The 21203-nt window shown below is 39.6% G+C and carries 18 protein-coding genes and 1 other annotated feature; of the genes, 1 reads left to right on the top strand and 17 read right to left on the bottom strand.

What is annotated here, in order from left to right; genetic code table 11:
* Positions 1-59: 59 nt before the first annotated feature.
* The 17 genes from ACFSX4_RS11960 to ACFSX4_RS11880 form a co-directional block, all read right to left on the bottom strand.
* Entirely contained in the window at positions 60-1232 is a 1173-nt protein-coding gene (locus tag ACFSX4_RS11960) for an iron-containing alcohol dehydrogenase (protein WP_377775156.1), read from the bottom strand.
* Positions 1233-1248: 16 nt separating this feature from the next.
* Entirely contained in the window at positions 1249-2697 is a 1449-nt protein-coding gene (locus tag ACFSX4_RS11955) for an aldehyde dehydrogenase family protein (protein ID WP_377775154.1), read from the bottom strand.
* Positions 2698-2713: 16 nt separating this feature from the next.
* Entirely contained in the window at positions 2714-3724 is a 1011-nt protein-coding gene (locus ACFSX4_RS11950) for a LacI family DNA-binding transcriptional regulator (RefSeq protein WP_377775391.1), read from the bottom strand.
* A 12-nt stretch (positions 3725-3736) separates the two neighbouring features.
* The gene (locus ACFSX4_RS11945; RefSeq protein WP_377775152.1) at positions 3737-5338 is read right to left on the bottom strand and encodes an acyl CoA:acetate/3-ketoacid CoA transferase; all 1602 of its coding nucleotides are present in this window, start codon (positions 5336-5338) and stop codon (positions 3737-3739) included.
* Positions 5339-5358: 20 nt separating this feature from the next.
* Positions 5359-6546: a thiolase family protein gene (locus tag ACFSX4_RS11940; protein WP_377775389.1), complete on the bottom strand. Its 1188-nt coding sequence runs from the start codon at positions 6544-6546 to the stop codon at positions 5359-5361.
* A gap of 21 nt (positions 6547-6567) precedes the next feature.
* On the bottom strand, positions 6568-7323 hold the full coding sequence (locus ACFSX4_RS11935; protein WP_377775150.1) for a glucose 1-dehydrogenase: 756 nt from the start codon (positions 7321-7323) through the stop codon (positions 6568-6570).
* A gap of 16 nt (positions 7324-7339) precedes the next feature.
* Positions 7340-8197 carry a 3-hydroxyacyl-CoA dehydrogenase family protein gene (locus ACFSX4_RS11930; RefSeq protein WP_377775148.1) on the bottom strand — a complete coding sequence of 286 codons (858 nt, stop codon included), beginning with the start codon at positions 8195-8197 and terminating at the stop codon, positions 7340-7342.
* 135 nt (positions 8198-8332) lie between these two features.
* Complete coding sequence (locus ACFSX4_RS11925) at positions 8333-9769, bottom strand: aldehyde dehydrogenase family protein (RefSeq protein ID WP_377775146.1); 1437 nt, start codon at positions 9767-9769, stop codon at positions 8333-8335.
* 69 nt (positions 9770-9838) lie between these two features.
* Positions 9839-10900, bottom strand: a complete 1062-nt coding sequence (locus ACFSX4_RS11920; protein ID WP_377775144.1) for a tartrate dehydrogenase — start codon at positions 10898-10900, stop codon at positions 9839-9841.
* Between the two features lies 1 nt (position 10901).
* Positions 10902-11834, bottom strand: coding sequence for a transketolase family protein (locus ACFSX4_RS11915; RefSeq protein ID WP_377775142.1), 933 nt, complete (start codon positions 11832-11834; stop codon positions 10902-10904).
* 12 nt (positions 11835-11846) lie between these two features.
* Positions 11847-12683 carry a transketolase gene (locus tag ACFSX4_RS11910; RefSeq protein WP_377775140.1) on the bottom strand — a complete coding sequence of 279 codons (837 nt, stop codon included), beginning with the start codon at positions 12681-12683 and terminating at the stop codon, positions 11847-11849.
* Positions 12684-12769: 86 nt separating this feature from the next.
* Positions 12770-14047, bottom strand: a complete 1278-nt coding sequence (locus tag ACFSX4_RS11905; protein WP_377775138.1) for a TRAP transporter large permease — start codon at positions 14045-14047, stop codon at positions 12770-12772.
* Complete coding sequence (locus ACFSX4_RS11900; RefSeq protein WP_377775136.1) at positions 14044-14541, bottom strand: TRAP transporter small permease; 498 nt, start codon at positions 14539-14541, stop codon at positions 14044-14046. The genes ACFSX4_RS11905 and ACFSX4_RS11900 overlap by 4 nt, the downstream gene beginning before the upstream one ends.
* Before the next feature lie 27 nt (positions 14542-14568).
* Positions 14569-15609 (bottom strand): TRAP transporter substrate-binding protein, encoded by a 1041-nt coding sequence (locus ACFSX4_RS11895; protein ID WP_377775134.1) that lies wholly within the window; start codon positions 15607-15609, stop codon positions 14569-14571.
* Positions 15610-15626: 17 nt separating this feature from the next.
* A complete protein-coding gene (locus tag ACFSX4_RS11890) occupies positions 15627-16649 on the bottom strand; it encodes an NAD(P)-dependent alcohol dehydrogenase (RefSeq protein ID WP_377775132.1) in 1023 nt (340 codons plus the stop codon).
* A gap of 42 nt (positions 16650-16691) precedes the next feature.
* Positions 16692-17720: a zinc-dependent alcohol dehydrogenase gene (locus ACFSX4_RS11885; RefSeq protein WP_377775130.1), complete on the bottom strand. Its 1029-nt coding sequence runs from the start codon at positions 17718-17720 to the stop codon at positions 16692-16694.
* Positions 17721-17830: 110 nt separating this feature from the next.
* Positions 17831-18847, bottom strand: a complete 1017-nt coding sequence (locus tag ACFSX4_RS11880; RefSeq protein ID WP_377775128.1) for a LacI family DNA-binding transcriptional regulator — start codon at positions 18845-18847, stop codon at positions 17831-17833.
* Between the two features lie 241 nt (positions 18848-19088).
* Positions 19089-19341: a binding site (T-box leader), on the top strand.
* Between the two features lie 61 nt (positions 19342-19402).
* Here ACFSX4_RS11880 and ACFSX4_RS11875 point away from each other — a divergent pair.
* Complete coding sequence (locus ACFSX4_RS11875; protein WP_377775126.1) at positions 19403-21064, top strand: 2-isopropylmalate synthase; 1662 nt, start codon at positions 19403-19405, stop codon at positions 21062-21064.
* Positions 21065-21203 lie beyond the last annotated feature (139 nt).

Below are 21203 nucleotides of genomic sequence, written 5' to 3'. Positions count from 1 at the left end.
GCAACGTAATATCCGATTATATTGTAAAAATACTCGACAGTCAACATGTAACCTTCGAATTATTTCACACCTGCAAAAGCATTCTGATAAATGGTTTCTATCTCTTCTTTCTTCAACTTTCGGGGGTTGTTATTTAAAAGACGATCCACCTTACTTGCCTCTTCAGCTAAAAGTGACAAATCTTCTTGTTTTACACCTACATCTTTTAATGTTGATGGAATCCCTATATCTTTTGACAGATCCGACATTGCTTTTACAGCTCTATCTGCAGCCTCCCTTAATGATAAACCATCAATATTTTCACCCATATCCTCTGCTATTTGTGCAAACTTTTCCAAGTTAGAAAGTTTATTATATTCCATTACATACGGCAGCAGCAGTGCATTAGCTACACCATGCGGAATGTGAAACTGTCCTCCTAAAGGATAGGCGAGCGCATGAACTGCGCCCACTCCTGCATTCGCCAATGAAATCCCCGCCATCAGACTGCCCATTGACATGTCTTCTCTTGCCGGGATATTATTACCGTTAAACACTGCCTGACGCAGACTTTTGGATATAAGCTGTACTGCATGTCTTGCAATACCGTCAGTGAGTTCATTCGCATTAATCGCAGTATATGATTCTATTGCATGGACTAAAGCATCCAGACCTGTTGCTGCAGTTACAGACGGCGGTGCAGTTAATGTCATCATGGGATCTACAATCGCAATATTGGGAAGAAGATAGGGACTCACAATTCCTTTTTTAACGTTATCGCGCTTATCTGTAAAAATAGCATTAAAAGTGACTTCAGAACCGGTTCCCGATGTTGTTGGAATCAATATAGTATTTACCCCGGGGTTCGGTATCTGATCTATACCAACGTACTCTCTGATATCCCCTTCATTCTTCGGCATCACCGCCAGTACTTTTGTAACATCCAATGCGCTGCCGCCGCCGATACCGATAAATAAATCATATGCTTTTTTCTTAATTTCTTCATAAATAGATTCAATATTTTCAAATGGTGGTTCCGGAACTACTTCATCAATAATATCAACATGAACACCAGCATTTTTAAGCGGCGCAGACACCTTATCCACCAGACCAGTTTGAAGGATAATTTTATCTGTAATAATTACCGCCCTCTGCGCTTTTAATTTTTGTGTTTCAACCTCAATTTGAGCAATAGAGCCGATACCGGAAATAATATTATGTGCAGTTCTAAAATTAGAGATACTATTCATCATTTCACTTCTTCCTGAATTAATTTAGATTGATACCAACAAATTTTTCCTCAGTCATATCCCGGATTGCGTATTTGACACCCTCTTTTCCATAGCCGCTCAATTTCACACCGCCGTACGGATAATTATCCTGCCTGTAAGTCGATACTTCATTAATCCAAACACCGCCTGTCTCAAGTTCATCAGACAACTTAAATGCTCTATTAATATCTTTTGTAAATACACCGGCCTGAAGACCATAATCAGAGTCATTTGCCTTCTCCACGGCATCTTCATCGGATTTGAACGGAATAATTGAAACAATCGGTGCAAATGTTTCCTGACACACAATTTTCATACTGCTGTTCACATTTTTAACTACAGTCGGTTCAAACATCTGACCCTCTATAATAGAACCGCCTGTTAAAACCTCAGCTCCGTCCTTTACAGCCTCCTGAGTCCATTCGTAAATACGTTCACAGGAATCACTTGAAATCAAAGGTCCCACATCAGTATCCTCATCCAATGGGTTCCCAACTTTAAGCTGTTTCACTAACGGAATAAACTTCGCAATAAATTCGTCAATAATACTTTCATGCACAAATATTCTCTGCGACGAGATACAAACCTGTCCTGCAAAAGCAAACGAAGCTTTTACAAGGCTGGATGCTGCCTTATCTACATCGGCATCTTCAAAAATAATATTCGGCGAATTTGATCCAAGCTCCAGTGTAATCCGCTTGAGCCCCGCCTTATTGCGCATTTTAATACCTACTTCGGGACTGCCTGTAAAAGTGATTTTAGCAATACGGTCATCAGTCACTATATCATCACCAATCTCAGAACCTTTAGCAATGATAACCTGCAGTGCTTCTTTCGGCAGACCTGCATCATAAAATACCTGTGCCAGTTTCAATGCGGAAAGAGGTGTTTTCAATGCTGGTTTTAAAACAACCGCATTCCCTGATGCCACTGCAGGTGCAAGTTTGTGTAAAGCAAGGTTAAGCGGAAAATTAAATGGTGTAATCGCACCCATTACCCCTATGGGATAAAGACGAACCATACCGAGACGGTTCTCTCCCCCAATTGCTGCATCCATCGGTAATAGTTCTCCGTGAAGTGTCTTTGCTTCATCTGAAGCAAAGTTCAGCACTTGTACTGCACGACCAACTTCTCCGCGCGCGTCCCTAATTGGTTTTCCTGCTTCTAAACTCAATGTCTGTGCGAAATCTTCAGTTCTTTCTTTCAAAAGCTCTGCAGCACGTGTAAGTATTTCTGCCCTTTTATGCAGCGGCATACGTTTCATATCCGCATGATATGCGCGTTCTGCACCATCAATTGCTTCATCCAGCTCTTTTTTTGTGCAAAGTGACATATTGGCAATTGTCTCATTATTATATGGATTTTTAAGTTCTAAAATATCGAAATCACTTTTAATCACTGTTTCTCCGTTTATAATAGAGCCATAAGTTTTAATTTCCTGAGTCATTTATACTCACCCTTCTTTAATAAGAATTTATTTCTTTTGTTGTTTTCCTTATAAATAGTTTTGGAGATAAGATTTTATAATCCTGATCCTCCAATGCTCTTTCTTTTCTATTCATCTGTTTAATTAGATGCTGAACGGCAATCTCTCCAATGTGTCCTCCGTCATAGCCAATACTGGTCAGCTGGATAGCCCTGTGTGAAGAAAGACCCACATTGTCAAAACCACAGATACTTATATCCTCAGGTACTCTTAAATTCATTGACAGTAGTACATCAATAGCAGAAATTGCAATCGCATCCGATGCACACAGCACTGCCGTAGGAGGTTCATACAGTTGTATTAATTTTTTTACTGCTTCACCCACTTCTTTCCTGGACGAATCTTTAATTTTAATATAATAACTGTCCGGGATATCCACCCCCGCAGCATTAATTGCTTTATCAAATCCTTGTCTTCTCTCAAGAAATGTAGAGCGGTCGGACTCTCCGGTAATCATCGCAATTTTTTCGTGTCCCAGGTCAATGAGATGATTTGTTAACATTACACTGGCACGCTTATCATCAAGTGTTACAGAGTTGCTTTTCAATTTAGAACGCCTGGCAAAAAACATATAAGGAGTATTTAATGCTTTAATTTTTTCCAATTGAGATTCTTCCAATGTGATTGATGACATCAGAATCCCATCGACATTAAATCCTGACACAGATTTTAAAATATCATCGAGATTTTCCTCTTCATCAAAATAAACAATAATTTTATATCCATACTCATCTGCTTTTCTGACTATTGAATCAATAGATTCAGCAAAAAATTCGTTACAGACTGGACCGGAAATTAAAGCAATCGTTTTAGTATTATTAGTAATGAGACTTCTTGCTATCAAATTCGGTTTATACCCGAGTGTCTGCATTGTCCTTAAAACTTTTTCTCTTGTTTCCGGCTTTACACTGTCTGGTTTATTCAACACTCTTGAAACTGTCGGCTGTGACACACCTGCTCCTTTTGCTACGTCTTTAGAGGAAACGATGTGAATTCCTCCCTATTTATCTGACTCAAATTCTTCATTCTTATTAAAAAACTCATCTGCGATTCCCATAGGCTGCTCCATAAATATTCTAGTGTCCATTAATTTCAAATCATCTGCAACTACAGGCTTAAATTCCATGAGATCAAGTATTTCTGTTTGAATATCTATCCCCGGTGCTGTCTCTGTCAGCGTTAATCCACACTCTCTCAATTCAAATACTGCGCGCTCTGTTACATATAAAACCGGCTGATTATTTTCCCGGGCAAACTTTCCACTGAAGGTGATTTGATTTACATTGTCCAAAAATTTATTGAACTTCCCTTCTTGTTCAATACGAAGTTCACCATTATTCACACTGATCTTCAGGCCGCCGGAGGTGAATGTTGAACAGAATACCGTCTGTTTTGCAAATTGAGTAATATCAATGAATCCACCGCATCCGACAACCCGCGAACCAAATTTGCTGACGTTAACATTTCCTTCTTTGTCTGCTTCGGCCATACCCATGAACGTAATATCCACCCCGCTGCCATGATAATAATCAAATTTACTCCCCTGCTCGATAATTGCTTCAGGGTTCTTAGTAATTCCAAAATCGAGACCGCCGGCAGGCACTCCGCCTATTGCACCCGACTCAATCGATAAAGTAAGCTCCCCATTCATTCTTTCTTCGTCCGTTATCGGACCAACGACATCTCCGGGAATCCCTGTGCCAAGGTTGACAACATCTCCCGGCTCCAACTCCATTACTGCCCGTCTCCCTATAATTTTTCTTGCATTAAGCGTAAGGGGCTCACTTGAAGAGGTCGGCATGATTAAGTTACCTGCATATGATGGATCATATGCAAATGAAGACGTGAGACGATGATCTTCCTGGGGATTTTCCGAAATAATAATTCCGTCCACATGCATACCCGGCACAGTTACTTCTTTTGGATGCAGCGTTCCTGTTTTAACAAGATATTTTACCTGTGCAAACACTTTTCCGCCATTTGCCTTGGCCGCCTGGGCAACAGCAAGTGATTCAAGCTTCACGCCTTCTTCCTCAATAGTTATATTGCCCTTTTCATCAGCTGTAGTCCCTCTAATAACCGCAACATCAATCGGCACAGAGTTATAAAATAGAAATTCCTCACCTTTAATATCTATAATATCTACCAGGCTGTCCTCTGATTCTTTAGATAATTTATTAATCCTGCCGCCTTCTACACGCGGGTCAATGAACGTTCCGAGACCGACTTTGGAAAAATTCCCGGGTTTTCCGGACGCCATAGATTTGAACAAATGAACCAGTTGTCCCTGGGGCAGACAATATGCTTCTACCTCATTATTATGAATAAGGTCACTCCACGTAGGTGCGACGCCCCAGTGGGCACCAATTATTTTTTTCACCAGTCCCGGCTTTGCCAATCGTTCAATGCCGCCGACACGGTCACTCTGCCCTGCAGCATGTATTAATGTTAAATTTCTTGGCATTCCTGTATTCTCAAAGTTTTTCTCTATAGCCTTCAGAATTGTTTCAGAAGCACCCATCATGGAAAAACCAACAGTCGAAAGCGTATCACCTTCTTTTAAAGCAGAAATTACCTCTTTAGTTGTTACCACTTTACTCATGGTATTCCTCCTCGTAAAAATTATTCTTCTGTATAATTCTCAAATATTGTCGCGATACCTTGACCGCCGCCGATACATAAACTGGCAAGGCCATACCTGACATTCCTTCTTTTCATCTCGTGGATAAGTTTGACTGTGATAATACACCCTGATGCTCCGACAGGATGGCCTAAAGCAATTGCACCGCCGTTCACATTGACCTTCTCTTTATCTAGTCCCAACTCTTCAATGACTGCCAGGGACTGCGCCGCAAAAGCTTCGTTTAATTCAATTAAATCAATTTCCTCAAGTGTTATCCCTGACTTCTCCAATGCCTTATTGACTGCAGGGGCAGGTCCAATTCCCATAATAGAAGGCTCTACACCTGCAACCGCATATTGTCTGACAAACGCCAGAGGTCTTAAATTCAATTCTTTTGCTTTTTTTAAAGTCATCATCACAACAGCTGCAGCACCATCATTAATACCTGATGCGTTTCCTGCTGTTACTGATCCACCATTTTTAAATGCAGGTTTCAAAGCAGATAATTTTTCAAGTGTTGTACTTTTGCGCGGATGTTCATCATTTGATAATATGATGTCTTCTCCTTTCTTTTGATGTACATTCACAGAAACGATTTCATCCTTGAATCTGCCCCTCTCAATGGCTGCAATCGCCTTCATCTGACTGTTATATGAAAATTCATCCTGCCTCTCTCTAGATATGCCGTATTTCTCAGCGAGATTTTCTGCTGTTACTCCCATTTGATAGTCGTTAAATGGGTCTGTCAGCGCTGTCACGAGGCCGTCTTCTAATTTTCCATCACCAAACCCATATCCCTCACGTGCTTTTCTTAAGTAATAAGGGTACTGGTTCATATTCTCAGTGCCTCCCGCTACAATTATTTCTTCATCACCTGCTGCCAGACACTGAGCTGCACTGTTAATCGCCTGTAGACCGGAACCACACAGTCTATTGACTGTCATTGCAGAGGCACTTTCAGGAATACCGGCATTTATCGCGCTCATTCTTGCTATGAAGGCATTTTCTGCAATTTGACCCACACATCCCATGATGACTTCATCCACCTGTTCTTTAGATACACCGCTCCGCTTCAAAGCTTCATTAATTACAAGTGCGCCTAAATCTGAAGGATGTGTACCTTTAAGTGTTCCTCCAAATTTCCCGATTGGGGTTCGTGCCGCTCCAACAATAACAATATCATTCAACAATATAAGTCCTCCTTTGAATTACCAGCCTAAAAATCCACCGTCAACCGGAATCGTACAGCCGTTGATATAGTCTGAGGCCTGAGAAGATAAAAACACTGCAATGCCACTCAAATCTTCAGGCTTCCCCCATCTCCCAGCCGGAATACGACTCAGTATTTCATTGTTTCTTTTTTCATCTTCGAGGATAGCTTCAGTAAGATTTGTTTCTATATAACCCGGGGCAATACAATTCACATTAACACCATATTTTGCCCACTCATTGGATAAAGATTTTGAGAATTGACTGACTCCGCCTTTACTTGCTGCATATGCAGGAACTGTGTACCCTCCGATATATGAAAGGAGCGAGGCGATATTAATAATTTTCCCTTGTCCGTTTGCAACCATATGTTTTCCTATCTTCTGACAGAGATAGAACGGCGCATTTAAATTAATATCTATAACTTTATCCCAATCTTCCTTCGGGAATTCAACACTTGGATGCCGTATCGTTAACCCTGCATTATTAATCAGAATGTCTATCTTTCCATATTTATTAATAATTCCAGAAACCAAATCATCATATTTATCAAAATTTCTTAAATCAAAATTAATGCCGTATACATCAACACCATAACTGCGCAGCTCTACAATATCTCCTTCTGTAACAGTTCTGGCGATGATGATAATATCAGCGCCAGCAGCTGCAAGGCCTGAGGCAATGCCTTTGCCGATTCCTTTATTTCCACCGGTAACAACAGCGAGCTTTCCTGTCAGGTCGAACTTGAAATCCATAGTTCCAGCCTCCTAGTTAGTTATAATCATAAAACCCTTTACCGGTTTTTCTTCCAAGATGTCCTTCTTCAAATAACTGTGTTAATGACTTCTGCGGTGCATATGTCTCGTCCCCTGTTTCATCAACACGTTCTTTTCTCAAATAATAATTAACATCTATTCCTGTTAAATCAAGAAGCTTGAATGGACCAATCGGATGATTCAATCCTTTTTCCACAGCAGTATCAATATCTTCAATTGAAGCAATGCCTTCTTCATATAAATACATCGCTTCATCAAAAATAACGTTGACAATGCGGCTGACAATAAACCCAAATATTTCTTTTTCCAATACGACAGGGGTTTTATTAATCTGGCGCGTAACTTCTGTAATAGTCTCTATTGTTTCATCAGCAGTATGAGGACCTTTAACAATTTCAACCAGGTCCATAATTACGGCAGGGTTAAAGAAATGCATGTTGCAGATTTTATCAGGTCTGTTGGTTGCTTCAGCTATTTTGGAGCTTACAATCGTCGAACTGTTTGATGCCAGGACCGCATGTGCCGGTGCAAGCTCATCTAACTGAACAAACAGTTCTCGTTTGATTTTCAAATCCTCAATAACAGCTTCAACTACCAGATCTGTATCTTTTACTGACTGCTCTAAAGAAGAAGAAAACTTAAGATTATTGAAAGCCTCCTGACATTCTGCCTCCGATATACGTCCCTTCTCCACACGTCGTCTCATCAATTTTTTAAGATTCTCTTCCACAAGATTGAGCTTTTCATCAGTAATATCATTTAAAATGACCTTAAAGCCGTGAAGTGCGAATGACAATGCGATTTGTGAACCCATCGCACCCGCGCCTACGACTGTAATATTGTTAACATTCACGTAAAATCCTCCTTATATATTATTTAAATATAAATGTATACGTATTCATTTATATGATTGTGTTACTCCCACCGGATAATATTGGCGGGAGTAATATATATTTTTGGGGTCCCTCACTTAATTAGGGACGAAATATTACTTGTAGTTATAACTAATCATTTTAGACTGCATCATTTCTCTGACAGCATACTTAACACCTTCAACACCATAGCCTGAGTTTTTCCGTCCAGAATAAGGCATATTATCAAATCTCAATGTCGGCACATCATTGATGAGCACTTGTCCATAATCCAGCTCATTCGCAGCATTCATTACAAATTTCATATCATTTGAAAATATACCTGCGTTCAGACCATTGTCACTGCTGTTTAACAGCTTTACTATGTTCTCTTCTTTTTTTATTTTACGTACGACAAGAACCGGTCCGAAGACTTCTTGTGTACAAAGCTTCATCTGTTCACCCACATTTGTAATTAAGGTTGGTGTCACGCCACCTTTAATTTTCTTGCCGCCAGTGAGTAATTTAGCTCCGGTGTTCACCGCTTCCTCAATCCACGAAAGAATACGTTCCTGACTGTTTTTATCAATCAAGTCTGTATAATCCACATTTTCTTCCAATGGATGACCGTATTTTAGAGCTTCTGCCTTTTCAATCATGCTGCCTACAAATGATTCATATATATTTTCATGGATATATACTTTCTGGGTGCTGATACACACCTGACCGTTATATGAAAAAGCACCATTTATAACTTTAGAAGCTATTTCGTCCAAAAGACTTTCCTCTACATCATCTATGTATACAGGTGAGGTGCTTCCGAGTTCCAATGTTAGTTTTTTCAATCCAACTTTAGATTTAATCAACTTCCCAACCGGTACACTTCCGGTGAAGGATATTTTTTTAATCTCCTCCTGCTGAAGAACATAATCCGTTATTTCTTTCCCGTCCCCGGTTACAACTTGAACCACATTTTCCGGCAGACTGCTTTTTTTAAATAATGTATTCATAAATAATGTAGAGAACGGTGTTTTCTCAGATGGTTTTACAATAATGGTGTTTCCTGCTGCAAGTGCAGGTCCTATTTTATGCATTGCCAGATTTAGAGGGAAATTGAATGGTGTTACAGCATAAACAATTCCGACAGGTTCCGGTTTTACCAATGTTTCTCTGCCCGCTCCGTTTGGTGCCGCATCGAGAGGTATTGTTTCACCTTCCAATTTCGAAGCCTCAATTCCTGAAAATTTAAGTGTGGCGACCGTACGGTCTACTTCAGCTCTTGCCAGCTTGATAGGTTTCTTTGCTTCCAAACTGATGATTCTCGCCATCACTTCTCTATGCTCGTGCAGCAGTCTGCTCAATTCAAATAATATTTCCGACCTCTCGAATGCTGTTACTCTGCGGTACCCTTCATATGCTTTTTCAGAATCCGCAATGACCTTTTTCACTACTTCCTGGTTAAACGCTTTTATCTGTAGTGCCTTAAGTTCTCCGGAGTATTCATATGAATACTCCGGAAGTTGATTAAGATGACTAAGATTAATCTCATCTCCCAATATTTTCAGTAAACTCATCCATATACCCCGCTCACTATTCATATATCTTTTATAATTTAATTTCCTGTTTCATTCAGTACCGCTCTTCTAAAGATATTCAATAATAAGATTGCCAATGTCGCCCGTGACCCCGCTGCCACCCATATCCGGTGTCAACAATTCAGGTTTTTGAACTACTGATTCAACAGCGCTCAAAATCTTCAATGCCCATTCCTCGTATCCTAAATGTTCCAGCATTTGGCTTGCAGCCCATACGGCCGCCAGCGGATTCGCTGTACCTTGACCAGCAATATCAGGTGCAGACCCGTGAATGGGCTCAAACATTGATGGAAATTCTTTTTCAGGATTAATATTGGCACCTGCCGCAAGTCCCATACCACCGGCAATTCCTGCACCAAGATCTGTTACTATATCTCCAAACAGATTTGATGTCACTACAATTTCAAACCGTTTAGGGTCCGTTACAAAATACATTACAGCAGCATCAATTAAATATGACTGTGTTCTCACTTCCGGATATTCTTTGCTGACTTCTTCAAATACACTGTCCCAGAACACCATAGAGTAATTTAAAGCATTGCCTTTACTAATACTTGTTAAAGTTTTATTTTGTTCCTTCGCCAGTTCAAAAGCATACCTTATTACTCTTTCTGTGCCTTCTCTCGTAAAAACGCCTGTCTGCAGAACTGTTTCTTTATCTGTTCCTTTAAACAACCATTCACCGGCACCAAAATATTCACCTTCAACATTTTCCCTTATAACTGTCATATCGATTTCATCATTCGGTACATAGGCTAAAGTCTCTTTGACTCCTTCGAGTAGCTTAATCGGACGGACATTAATATACTGATTAAATCCTTTCCGGATTCTGAGCAGTAAATCCCATAAAGAGATGTGATCCGGAACACCCGGAAAACCTACAGCACCCAGATAAATAGCATCAAAACTTTTTAAAACATCCATTGCATTCTCATCCATCATCTTTCCGGTTTTATTGTAGAATTCACAACCCCATGGAAAGTACTCAAAATGAAAGTTTACATCCGGATCCAGTTTCTCTATATGATTCAAAACTTTCACGCCTTCTGAAATTACTTCAACTCCAATACCATCACCGGGAATGACTGCAATTTTAGTTACTTTCCGCATACTATTTCCCTTCCTTATCATCATGAAGCTTTTCCAATATCTGCTTTGCCATCATTTCAGGTGACAAGCCAAACTTATCCAGCATCTCATCATTAGGCGCCGACTCTGCATTTTTATCTCGTACACCGATTCTATACATTTTTACAGGATGTGTTTCACACAAAACTTCTGCAACAGCACTGCCAAGCCCGCCGTAAATACTATGTTCCTCGGCAGAGAAAAGAACTTTACTTTTCTTCGCAGTATTAACAATAATATCTTTATCTATTGGTTTGATTGACGGCAAATGAATCACTCCGACATTCAAGCCTTCTTTTTCCAGCAGCTTTACAGCCTCAAGAGCCCTGCTCGTCTGACTGCCTGTCGAAATAATGTTTACGTCACTGCCTGCTTTCAATTCCACACCTTTACCAAGTTCAAATTGATACTTCTCATCAGTCACTTCCGGATAGTTATCACGAGTAACCCTGATATAAACTGGACCTTTGTGTGTATTTGCAAAGTCCATCATCTGCTCAAGCTCCCGGTCGTCCCCTGGAGAAAGTACTACCATGTTGACTAATGTACGAAAAATTGCGAGGTCTTCCAGAGACTGATGTGTTTTTCCTGTCTTACTAGTTAATAATCCGCTGTATGCACCCACCATTTTCACATCCAGATTAGGCTGAGCAATTTGAACTTGTATCTGATCTAATGCACGTTTCGATAAAAATGCTGCAAATGAAGTCGCCCATGGCTGCAGTCCTGTGGATGCCAGACCTGCTGCTGCACTTAACATATTTTGTTCAGCAATACCCATCTGCAAAAACTTCTCAGGGCTATCCTTTTCAACTTGATCTACCTTTGTTGAGTTCGCTAAATCTCCGTCCAGAGCGTATACTCTACCATCTTTGAGTGCTAATCTTGATAAAACTTTCCCGAATGTATCTCTCATTATTTACACCTCTCAATTTCTCTCTAATTGTAATAAAGCTTCTTTTAATTCTTCATCTGTCGGAACATTGGAATGCCATAAGTAATTACCTTCCATAAAATCAACGCCTTTACCTTTTACAGTATTTGCGATAATAATTTTAGGCACATCTTCCACTGATTTCAGCTGTTCAAATGCCTGATCCAAGTCTTCAATATTGTGTCCATCCACTTCCACAGTGTGCCATCCAAAAGCTTTCCATTTATCTGCCGGGTTCAAATCGGGTACACTTCTTGACCCTTCTCCTGCGTTCCATCCATATTGCTGTAGTTTATTGTTATCTAAAATAACTACAAAATTATCTAAGTTATACTTCGCGGCAATTTCAGCCGCTTCCCACACCTGTCCTTCCTGGGATTCTCCATCTCCAATCATGCAGTACACTGTGTTGTTAATCCCTTGAAGTTTTGAGCCCATGGCCATTCCAAGTGCTGCAGAAATTCCCTGCCCAAGTGATCCTGTGGACATCTCGAGACCCGGAAGCAACGTCATATCCGGGTGTGCCTGCAGTCTTGAATTTAATTGGTCAAATGTCTTCAATTCCTCAATTGGAAAATAGCCTCTTAAAGCCAAAACACAGTACAGTCCAATTGCTGAATGACCTTTCGACAATACAAATCGGTCGCGGTCTCCCTTGTCCGGTGAATCTGAATCAATATTCATCTGTCTGAAATATAATGTTGTCAAAATATCAATGGCAGACATCGGACCTCCGATATGACCGGCACCGGCATAGTTTACCGTCTCTACTACCAGCTTTCTTGCTTCCCGGGACTGCTTCTCTATTTCTTCATAGTTTAATTTTTTCATTTACTAATCCTCCTCAATCATTTTTCTTTTTAATGTTAAGCGCTTAACTAAATTTTGTTTAAGAAAACCTCTTATACATAAGAGGTTTATTTCATTACACTAGGTAACCAAGTTGAAAGGAAAGGCAGATAAGTAATCAGCAATACATCGATAAACATAATTACTACTAATGGTAAAACAGCTTTCGCTACTCTCATGATCGGAACTTTTGTTATCTGTGATACCACAAACAAATCAATTCCAACTGGAGGTGTTACAAGACCAATTGCCAGGTTACAAATCATGATTACACCGAAATGTACTGGATCAATACCAAATTCGATAGCTGTCGGCAGCAGTAATGGTACTAGAATCAGTATCGCTGCAGAACCATCCATAAACATTCCCATTAATAGAAGTAAAATATTCAATACTAACAAGAACATAATTTTATTTGCGATTGTTGAATCAATCATGTCGTATACCATTTCCGGTACACCAGTAATGGATAAATAGAATCCAAATAACCCGGCCGTACCAATAACAATCATGATTACTGCTGTAGATACAGCAGATTTTCTAAATATCTCGAATAAGTCAGTAATTTTAATCTCTCTGTAAATTATAAAGCCAACCAGGAATGAATAAACAACAGCAATTACAGATGCTTCTGTAGGTGTAAATATACCACCGTATATTCCACCTAATACGATGACTGGTGTCAGTAGTGCGAGAATTGCACTCTTAAATGCTTTCCCGACATCTTTCAAACTACTTCTTTGTTCAACACCCTTCCAGCCGTTTTTCTTTGAAATAAAGAATGCTGCAATCATTAAGGAAACTGTAATTAAGAGTCCTGGAATAATTGTTGCTAAGAACAAATCACTTATAGATACTTCTGCAGATACTCCAAAAAGAATCAGTGCAATACTCGGAGGTATTATAATTCCCAGCGACCCTGCAATTGCCTGGTTCGCAGATGCATATTCAATTTTATATCCCTTAGCCACCATAGCAGGAATAAGAATGGTTCCTATTGCAGCAGTTGTTGCAGCACCTGACCCCGACATAGAAGCAAAGATCATAGATGTTAAAATTGCAGCCATAGCAAGACCGCCAGTAAAATGACCAATTAATGTCATTGCAAAATCAACCAGTCTTTTTGCTATGCCCCCTACTGCCATTAAATTACCGGCAAGGATAAAAAACGGAATTGCCATCAGAGGGAAAGAGTTCAATGAGTTAAAAATAACCTGACCGATCACCTGTAAATTAAGTGTTTCATGCATGAATACTCCTAAAGTAGATGCAAGTCCCAATGAGAAGGCGATTGGCACTGTTAAAATCAAGAGTACAAATAGTACTACAAAAAAGAATAATATCATTCTGTTTTCTCCTCCCCTACAAACACACTCACGATTCTAGTAATAGAATTTATGGTTAGAAGTACTGCCCCAAATGGGATACTGAGATATACCCATCCCATGCTGATTTGTGACCCTGGAGCAATTTGATTAAAAGAATTCATTGCAAACTGATATCCATAAATAAACAACACTACAAAAAATATAATTGATAATAATTGTGCAATTGTTATGATATATGGTTTGAATTTGGTAGATTCAAATTTCTCCAGAAGTATATCAACAGATATCATCCCACCATCCTTTGTTGCTAAAGCACTACCGACCATAATTAAATAGATCATTAGAAATCTCGCCAATTCCTCCGACCATGACAAGGGTGTTCCAAAGAAGTGTCTTGAAACAACCTGCCAAAAAATCAGAAGTGTCATTACTGCCAGAATAATTGCCAATAGATAGCCCACATATTTATTAAATACTTCCATAACTCTTACAAACGACTTTAAGACATTCATTTAGACTCCCACCTCACATCCGAAAAATCAATACTCGAAGTTTCTTACTCTTTCTATCAAATCTTCACCGATTCTAGGTCCCCATTTTTCATAAACTGGGTCTGTTGTTTCCATGAATGATTCTTTGTCAACATCATCATTAATCTCAACACCCTCTTCGATTAAGAAATCATAAGCTTCATCTACTTTGTCCTGGTTAGCCTGTCTTCCAATTCCAACCGCATACTCTGCTGCCTCTTCAAGGTATCCTTGCTGCTCTTCAGTCAAGCTGTCGAATTTCATTTTACTAATTGCGATTGGACCCGGCTGGTATCTGTCTTCTATTAATGCAACGTGACTCTGTACTTCAAAAATTCTTGATGTTTGAATTGTAGCCAGCGAATTTGAATGTCCATCAAGTACACCTTGCTGTAATGATGTATAAACTTCCGGCCATGCCATAGGGGTTGGAGAGGCTCCAAATGCTTCCCAAGTATCAATTTGAATTTCATTTTCCTGCACCCGCATGTCCATTCCCTCGACATCTTCAACAGTATCAATCAAACTATTTGATGATGTGGCTACAAATCCATTCTCTACCCAGCCGAGCACTTTAACATTGGTTGCTTCTTCAAATGTTTGTGCCAGTTCATCCCCGATTTCACTATCCATCACTGCATGTGCATGATCCAAATTCTCAAATAGAAAAGGTAAATCGAATAGTGCAAACTCTTGTCCCCAGTTAATCATTGGACCAGACGATTGTATTGCCATATCCACTGAATTATTACTCATCAGCTCAATAACTTCTCTCTCTCCGCCCAAGGAGTTATTGTAATGAACTTTAATACTCATTTCCCCATCAGAAAGCTCCAATAATTTTTCATCCATAGCTTTAGCTGCAATATCAAATTTTGCTCCTTCCGGTTCCGGGATACTTAAGTCCAGTACTACTGACGCACCAGGATCAGCCTCGGATGACTCATCGCCCGCCTCTGCTTCCTCATCCCCGCTGCCTCCGTTACCACAAGCGCTGAGTATCATTACAACGATTCCAAACAACATTAAAAACCAATAATTTTTCTTCATTTTTCTACCCCCTGTAATTAATATCCATGCGGATATATTATGACCTTTCCAGTTTCATTCGGTGACGTAAAACTCTGTTCCATAGCATCTTTAATATTTTCTAAATCAAACTTATGTGTAATAATCGCACGTGCTATATTTGAATATTCCGTTAAGATCTTCACTGCTGATGGAAAAACATTTCGATATCTGTAAATCGAAATTATATCTATTTCTTTCTGTAATAAAGATATAAAATCAAAAGTTGTCTCTTCATTTGACGGAAAACCAACCAGTACAACCTTACCGCCTTTCTTAATGACGTTAACCGAATCATAAATGACTCGATTGTTGCCTGAGGTATCAATAAATATGTTAGCGCTTTCAAATCCCGTCGATGTAATCTGTTCCTTTACACTTCCATCCTTTGCATTAAATGTCCGGGCGGCACCCAGACTCTCCGCAATCTTCAATCGAAAGTCCTCGACATCAAATACTAATATATTTTTAATTCCGTATGCTCTTGCTGCTATTACCATTAATAATCCAACCGGTCCCATTCCAACAATGACAATGGTATCGTCAGGTTTCACTTCAGCTCTGTTCATAACGTGTATTCCTACAGCCAGTGGTTCTGCAAGTGACGCTGTCGTAAAATCCAATTCGTCTGGAATTTTATGAACAAAACTTGATTTATGGGATATATATTTTGCGAATGCCCCTTGATGTGGCGGTGTTGATATAAAAACCATTTCATCACAAAGGTTGTATTTACCTTTTTTACAAAAATCACATTCACCACATGCAATCCCCGGTTCCACCACTACCCGGTCGCCTGGTTTTAAATTTTTTACGTCTTCGCCTATATCAATAACTACTCCAGCACATTCATGACCTTGTACATGCGGATACTTCACGACTCTTCGACCGATACGGCCGTGATTATAGTAGTGAACATCCGACCCGCAGACACCGACAGCCTTCACCTCGATAAGAACCTCCTCAGCAGAAATCGACGGTACTTCTCTGTCTTCTACTGAAACTTCACTGATATCATGCAATACTGCAACTCGATTTTCGATTATTATTCCCCCTTAAATATTTCAAGGTTTCAACAACACCTTGCCGCAATTTTTGGATTCACATAAATTAAAGCCGTCCTCCCAGTCTTCCAAAGGCAGAACATGGGTGATAATAGGGTCGAGACTTAAGGAATCTTTTTCTATAAACTTCAAAGCTTTCTCCCATGATGTCATAGAGTGTGCAAGTGATCCGTAGATGGCAAGATTCTTCAAAACAATTTTACTGTAGTCTAATTTTATGTCACCGCTTGTAATACCTACTTGAAGAAGGTTACCTTTCGGTTTTAAGCAATTGATACATGTTGAAACCGATGAGGGATGTCCTGCACATTCAAATGCTGCATCAACACCATGATCAGTCACTTCTTTTACAAGCGCTTCCAAATTTGTCTTTGAGATATCCACTACATAGTCACTGCCCAATTGTTCAGCTATTTCCAGCCTTTTTTCATCGGCAGATGTTCCTGCAAAAATAACTGTGCATCCTTTATTTTTTAATATTGCTGTACAAAGTAATCCAATAGGTCCCGGTCCGGATACCAGCACTGTGTCGCTGCTGTGAATATTCACGAATTCTTCAACAGCCTGAACCGCACAGGCCAGTGGTTCTGCAAGTGCAAGTTTTTGAAGATTAGCAGAGTCCCCTGCCTTATAAATCATGTCTTCGCGTACATTGACATATTTCGTAAACCCGCCGTTAACTCCATGACCCATACCTAAACGCTCACTGCACAGCATGTAATTTCCTGTTTTACAATAAATACAGTGACCGCATGTTTTTTTAGTAGAACCTTGCACCGCGACACTATCTCCAACATTTAACAATGAACTTACATTTTCACCTTTATCAACAATTACACCTGAAAATTCATGTCCTATAATCACCGGAGGATTATACGGAAAAGTATCATGCAGTATATGTAAATCTGTCCCGCAAATCCCGCAGTACTCAACTTTCACCAGCACTTCGTCTTTACTCACTTGTGGTGTTTCTGCAGGATATAATTTCAAGTGTCCGACACCCTGCTTCTCTTTAATCAATGAATACATCAGATCCTCCTTTTAAGAAAACATATATTTGAATTATCAAAAAGTTAAGCGCTTTACTTAAAACCCATTCTATATTTGTGTCTAATTAATGTCAATACTATTTTGAAATTTTATTTATTTTCTATAGTTCTGTCAAAGACCGATTCCCGCACCACAAGCTCGGGAAGTAAAACTTCCTTTCTCTTTCTCATGTCTTTATTCTGGATATTTTCTATTATCATATCCATTACTTTTTCTCCAAGTTCCTGAATAGGTTGTGCAATCGTCGTCAGTGGCGGATCAATTACCCTGGTAATTTTAGAATTATCAAAACCTATGATGGATACATCTTCCGGAACAGACAGACTCAGTTCCTTCAGGCCTCTGACAGCCCCTACCGCCAACAAGTCATTTCCAGCGAAAACAGCTGTAATATTCATATCCTTCTCCATCCCCTGTTGTATGCCTGTATAGCCGTTTTCATAATGATCTCCTTCAATCTGATCCATGATATGAGAATGTAGGTTATACTCTCTCCCTGAATCAGAAAGTGCATCTTTGAAACCTCTGATACGTTCTCTGTTACTCCATACGTCATAACCTATAATAAGGATGTTTTCATGTCCGTTTTGTATAAAATGATGCCCCGCCTGGTAGCCGCCTCTATAGTTATCGACACCTACAGAGTTAATTGTCAGCATAGGGAAATCTCTTGTTACCGCAATCAACGGAAATTTCTCTTCTAAAAGTTTAGAAATTTGTTCGGAGTTTTCGAACCCTGAAACAAATATAAAACCATCCACATTTTTTTGTTTTAAAAGTGAAATATATTTTCGTTCTTTCTGATATATATATTCTGTACTGCAAATAATAATATTGTAGCCGTAATTGTGTGCCCTGTCTTCAATACTTTTTGCAATCTCTGAAAAATATGGATTTGCAAGATCCGGTATTAACAAACCAATTGTTTTAGTATTTTTCCCCATTAATACAGAAGCAGCCAAGTTTGGATGATAATCCAGCTCTGCCATGGCTTCCAGTACTCTTTTTCTGGTTTTTTCACCGACTCCTCCCTTGTTATTTATTACTTTTGATACTGTTGCAATTGAAACATTTGATTTTTGTGCAACATCATAAATTGTAGCCATTATATCACCTCATAATTAAGCGCTTAATCTATTTTAAATCGCTTATAGTTGTTATGACAAGTTTTATTTAACTTTATATTTTGAAACTATTGCCAATTTTTATAGTCATAATTTAATTTTACCCGCTTTTATTTTTTATGTAAAAACACTTTCTTTTCAAAAACGGTACTTTCATTAATTTATTTACAAACATTTCTGTACATTCTGTATTTTACTGATATAATGAAAATATTATGAATGATAAGATGTGATTAAAAGGAGTAGTATTTATAAATGTACGTTCCAGAAAGCTGCTGGCCGATGAAAAGCAGCCGTATATTTACAGAGAACTCACCTTTTAACATCCTTAATGAAAAGTTCAGCTGTGTAGTTAAGGACGGATACCACCGTTACAGGGATTGTGCAGCCATTGGTCTGTACATTTTGAGAGCACGATAACTTTAGTTGTCGTGAAATCGGAGTGGTACCGCGTTAGATAGTCTTTCGTCTCCAGAAGCAGGAAACTGCTGGAGACGGGAGGCTTTTTTTATTCAATTCAAGAGGAGGAATTATTTTATGTTTAATCATGAAAAATATCAAAAACAGTATTATCTGCCGCCTGAAATGACTTATGACTGGGTCAAAAAAGAAACATTGGAGGAAGCACCGTTTTGGTGCAGTGTTGATTTAAGAGATGGAAATCAGGCGCTGCCGATCCCGATGAATCTGGAAGAGAAATTAAAAATGTTCCAGCTGTTAGTTGATGTCGGCTTTAAACAAATAGAGGTTGCCTTCCCTGCTGCTTCGGATACAGAATTCAACCTGCTGCGGACACTGATTGAAAAAGAAATGATTCCTGATGATGTGACAATCATGGTCATCACTCAGGCAAGAGAACACATTATCCGCCGTACATTTGAATCACTGGAGGGTGTTAATAAAGCCATCGTCCATGTATATAACTCAACTTCTGAAGCACAGCGCAGACAGGTCTTCAGAAAATCCAAAGATGAAATTAAAGAGATTGCCTTAAACGGTGCAAGACTAGTCAAAGAGCTCGCGGATGCATCTGACAGTGATATTTACTACCAGTACAGTCCTGAAAGTTTTCAAGGGACGGAAGTCGAATACGCGCTTGATGTATGTAACGGCGTACTTGATATCTGGCAGCCGACTGAAGATCATAAGGCCATCATTAATATTCCAACGACAGTACAGAGCTCTATGCCGCACATTTTTGCGAACCAGATTGAATACATCCATAAAAATTTAAAATACAGAGACAGTGTGACACTGTCCATCCATCCGCACAATGACCGCGGAAGCGGCGTCAGTGATGCAGAATTCGGTGTGCTTGCCGGTGCGGATCGTGTAGAAGGCACGCTCTTCGGTATTGGTGAGCGTACAGGAAATGTGGACCTTGTGACACTTGCGATGAACATGTACTCACAAGGCTTTGATCCTAAGCTCAACTTCAGCAACTTAAATGAAATCCGTTCAAAATATGAGTCTCTGACAAGAACACGTGTTCATGACAGACAGCCGTACTCCGGAGACCTTGTATTTACAGCGTTCTCAGGCTCCCATCAGGATGCGATTTCAAAAGGGATGCAGTACAGAAAAGATCACAACAAGGAGAAATGGGATGTGCCTTACATTCCAGTAGATCCGGTTGACCTCGGCAGAAACTATCAGACAGACGTTATCCGTATAAACAGCCAGTCCGGTAAAGGCGGAATCGGTTATATTCTCGATACCAACTACGGCATCAAGCTGCCTTATAAGATGAATGAGGCAATGGGATATGCTACGAAAAAAGTATCCGACCAGACAAATAGAGAGCTTTCAGCCCAGGAAATTTATGACGTATTCATAGATAACTATGTTGATTATTCTCCACATGTCGAACTCATTGATTATAAATTTTCTAAGAAAGATACGTATGAAGTGAAGCTTATTGTGAAAATTGACGGTAAGGAACAAAAGATTAAAGGTTCCGGCGGCGGAAGTCTGGATGCCGTCAGCAATGCCCTGACTTCACAATTCGATGTTGATTTTGAAATCGAAATTTATGAACAGCAGTCTCTCGGAAAAGAAACTTCCGCAGAAGCATGTGCACAGGTCGGAATTTCAAACAACGGTACTATCTACTGGGGTGCAGGTATCCACGAAGATATCATGCAGGCGTCTGTAGAAGCACTGGTTGTATCCGTCAACAGACTCATTGATGCTGCATAAAGAGATCCAATACTAACAGAATACATGTAACGTGCCGTGCGGTTTTCCGTACGGCATTTTTCTGCATCGTTATTTTTGACAACAAAACACACCTTTTTGACAATTATATTTGTCATAATGACTATTATGTGTTACTTTA

This window comes from Corticicoccus populi (assembly GCF_042686195.1).
Classification (GTDB): domain Bacteria; phylum Bacillota; class Bacilli; order Staphylococcales; family Salinicoccaceae; genus Corticicoccus; species Corticicoccus populi.
The sequence above is the reverse complement of the archived record's forward strand: the minus strand, read 5'-3'. Positions and strand labels throughout refer to the sequence as shown.

Bases quoted from the DNA above. Each gene is read 5' to 3' on its own strand.
- ACFSX4_RS11885 (WP_377775130.1), bottom strand. From the start codon at position 17,720: ATGTATTCATTGATTAAAGAGAAGCAGGGTGTCGGACACTTGAAATTA.
- ACFSX4_RS11960 (WP_377775156.1), bottom strand. From the start codon at position 1,232: ATGATGAATAGTATCTCTAATTTTAGAACTGCACATAATATTATTTCC.
- ACFSX4_RS11945 (WP_377775152.1), bottom strand. From the start codon at position 5,338: ATGAGTAAAGTGGTAACAACTAAAGAGGTAATTTCTGCTTTAAAAGAA.
- ACFSX4_RS11955 (WP_377775154.1), bottom strand. From the start codon at position 2,697: ATGACTCAGGAAATTAAAACTTATGGCTCTATTATAAACGGAGAAACA.
- ACFSX4_RS11910 (WP_377775140.1), bottom strand. From the start codon at position 12,683: ATGAAAAAATTAAACTATGAAGAAATAGAGAAGCAGTCCCGGGAAGCA.
- ACFSX4_RS11880 (WP_377775128.1), bottom strand. From the start codon at position 18,847: ATGGCTACAATTTATGATGTTGCACAAAAATCAAATGTTTCAATTGCA.
- ACFSX4_RS11920 (WP_377775144.1), bottom strand. From the start codon at position 10,900: ATGCGGAAAGTAACTAAAATTGCAGTCATTCCCGGTGATGGTATTGGA.
- ACFSX4_RS11875 (WP_377775126.1), top strand. From the start codon at position 19,403: ATGTTTAATCATGAAAAATATCAAAAACAGTATTATCTGCCGCCTGAA.
- ACFSX4_RS11895 (WP_377775134.1), bottom strand. From the start codon at position 15,609: ATGAAGAAAAATTATTGGTTTTTAATGTTGTTTGGAATCGTTGTAATG.
- ACFSX4_RS11905 (WP_377775138.1), bottom strand. From the start codon at position 14,047: ATGATATTATTCTTTTTTGTAGTACTATTTGTACTCTTGATTTTAACA.
- ACFSX4_RS11935 (WP_377775150.1), bottom strand. From the start codon at position 7,323: ATGGATTTCAAGTTCGACCTGACAGGAAAGCTCGCTGTTGTTACCGGT.
- ACFSX4_RS11900 (WP_377775136.1), bottom strand. From the start codon at position 14,541: ATGAATGTCTTAAAGTCGTTTGTAAGAGTTATGGAAGTATTTAATAAA.
- ACFSX4_RS11915 (WP_377775142.1), bottom strand. From the start codon at position 11,834: ATGAGAGATACATTCGGGAAAGTTTTATCAAGATTAGCACTCAAAGAT.
- ACFSX4_RS11925 (WP_377775146.1), bottom strand. From the start codon at position 9,769: ATGAGTTTACTGAAAATATTGGGAGATGAGATTAATCTTAGTCATCTT.